This is a genomic window from Arthrobacter sp. 2YAF22_2 (genome assembly GCF_052114645.1).
In the GTDB taxonomy this organism is placed as follows: Bacteria; Actinomycetota; Actinomycetes; order Actinomycetales; family Micrococcaceae; genus Arthrobacter.
In genome coordinates, this window is the sequence record NZ_JBFRFD010000577.1 from 1 (window position 1) to 2,124 (window position 2,124).

Here is a 2,124-nt window from a genome sequence, read left to right on the forward strand (position 1 = left end):
GCACTGGAGGGCGTCGACGTGCTCTACTACCTGGTCCACTCGATGGCGGGCGGCGCCGGGTTCGAGAACAAGGAAAAGGCGATGGCGGAAACGGCGGCCCGTGCCGCCGCCGGGGCCGGCGTCGGCCGGATCGTGTACCTCGGCGGGCTGCACCCCTCCGGCGCCGAGCTCTCCACCCACATGCGGTCCCGCGAGGCCGTCGGCAAAGTCTTCCTCGATGGGGCGGTGGACGCGATCGTGTTCCAGGCCGGCGTCGTGATCGGCTCCGGCTCGGCGTCGTTCGAGATGATCCGGCACCTGTCCGAGACGCTGCCGCTGATGCCCGCTCCCAGCTGGGTGCGGAACAAGATCGAGGCCATCGCGGTGCGGGACGTGCTGCATTACCTCGTCGGGGCGGCGTCCCTGGAAGGGCACATCAACCGCACCTTCGACATCGGTTCCCGTCAGGTGCTCAGCTACGCCGGAATGATGAAGGAGTACGCCAACGAAGCCGGCCTGCCGCACCGTGTGGTGCTGGCGCTCCCCATCCCCGCGCCCAAGCTCGCGGGCATGTGGGTCGCCTTGACCACCCCGATCCCACTGTCCATGTCGCTGCCGCTTGTCGAGTCGCTGCAGCACGACGCGGTGTCCCGCGAGCATGACATCGACTCCTTCATCCCGCTGCCCGTGGGCGGCCTGACGCCCTACCGGCGCGCGGTCGCCCTGGCCCTGGGCAAGGAACGCGACGGCCAGGTGGAAACCACGTGGGCCAACGCGGGAGCCGACGCGGATCCGCTGCCCAGCGACCCGGAGTGGGCCGGCCACCGCGTCTTCGTTGATGAGCGCAGCTATCCCAGTGCGGTGGACCCGCAACACGTCTGGACCGTCATCGAAGGTATCGGCGGCCGCAACGGCTGGTACTCGCTCCCGCTGGCCTGGAACGTGCGCGGCTGGCTGGACAAGCTCACCGGCGGTGCAGGCCTGGCGCGTGGCCGTCGGCACCCGCATCTGCTGGCCGAAGGCGAAGTAGTGGACTGGTGGCGGGTCGAGAGGATCGACCGCGGCCGGTTGCTTAGGCTGCGGGCCGAGATGCGGGCTCCGGGCCGGGCCTGGCTGGAACTGGCGGTGGAGCCCGAGGGCACCGGCAGCCGTTACCGGCAGCGGGCCATTTTCTTTCCGAAGGGTCTCAGCGGACGGCTCTACTGGCTAGCCGTGCTGCCCTTCCACAGCCTGATATTCCCCGCCATGTCACGGAATATCGCCGCAGCGGCCCAGCGCCTCGCAGAGACAGAGCCGGAGACGGAGGCGGCTGCCGAATCGAAACCGCAGGGGCCCACCGCGTAGGATGTTGGGAGCCCAAAACGTCCAGTTCCACCCCATGGAGGACCCCCAATGGCCCTGAGTGCATCCACCACCCTTCCGCACAACGTTGCGAGCGTTACGGCAGTTTTCGTCAACGAGGACTTCCTGCGCCACACCAGCGAACTCGTCGGCGGAACCCTTGAATCCTTTGCGGTCGACGGCGACACCGCCGGCGCGTTCAACACCACGACCGTGCGCACCATCCCCACGACGCGGATGCCCGAGCTGGCCCGCAAGTTCGTCGGCGAGAGCCTGAAGGTGACGCAGCTGGAAAGCTGGAGCGCCCCGGAACCCGACGGTTCGCGGCAGAGCAATATCTCCCTGAAGGTCGCCGGTGCCCCGCTCGACGTCAAAGCTGTGCAGCGCCTCGTCGCCGAGGGCGGCAGCACCCGGATCGAGTTGGAGGGGACCGTGACGTCGTCCGTGCCGCTGCTGGGCGGGAAGATCGCCGATGCGGCTGAGCCGATGGTCGGCAAGGCCCTCAACATCCAGTCCACCCAGGCCCAGGCCTGGCTCGAGAGCCACTAGCCGATGCAGCTACCCGCCGCCGTGGCCGTCATCCTGATCGTGGCCGGCGTCTGGTCCCTGGTCGTCTGGCCGCAGTTCCTGCGCCGGGTCATGAAGGACCCACGGGCGCGCGACGCCGGAGGCAAAGCCACCCGCTTCCTCACGGTCCACGTCGTGCTCGTGAGCATTTCGATGCTGCTCGGCGCCGCGACGGCCGTCATCGGGATCACAGGCCTGTTCGGCTGAGCCCGGCACACCCCGTTACACCCCGGGACG

At 68.8% G+C, this 2,124-nt stretch carries 3 protein-coding genes; all 3 read left to right on the forward strand.

Features of this window, described 5'->3' with window-relative positions:
* The coding region (locus tag AB4Y86_RS17470) for an SDR family oxidoreductase (RefSeq protein WP_441403429.1) at positions 1-1,323 on the forward strand (1,323 nt) is incomplete at its 5' end.
* Positions 1,324-1,371: 48 nt separating this feature from the next.
* Positions 1,372-1,869 (forward strand): DUF2505 domain-containing protein, encoded by a 498-nt coding sequence (locus AB4Y86_RS17475; RefSeq protein ID WP_441403430.1) that lies wholly within the window; start codon positions 1,372-1,374, stop codon positions 1,867-1,869.
* Between the two features lie 3 nt (positions 1,870-1,872).
* Positions 1,873-2,094, forward strand: coding sequence for an SCO4848 family membrane protein (locus tag AB4Y86_RS17480; protein ID WP_441403431.1), 222 nt, complete (start codon positions 1,873-1,875; stop codon positions 2,092-2,094).
* Positions 2,095-2,124: the final 30 nt, after the last annotated feature.

What these genes read in the sequence shown, in the direction of transcription:
- AB4Y86_RS17480 (WP_441403431.1), top strand. Translation starts at nt 1,873, where the DNA reads ATGCAGCTACCCGCCGCCGTGGCCGTCATCCTGATCGTGGCCGGCGTC.
- AB4Y86_RS17475 (WP_441403430.1), top strand. Translation starts at nt 1,372, where the DNA reads ATGGCCCTGAGTGCATCCACCACCCTTCCGCACAACGTTGCGAGCGTT.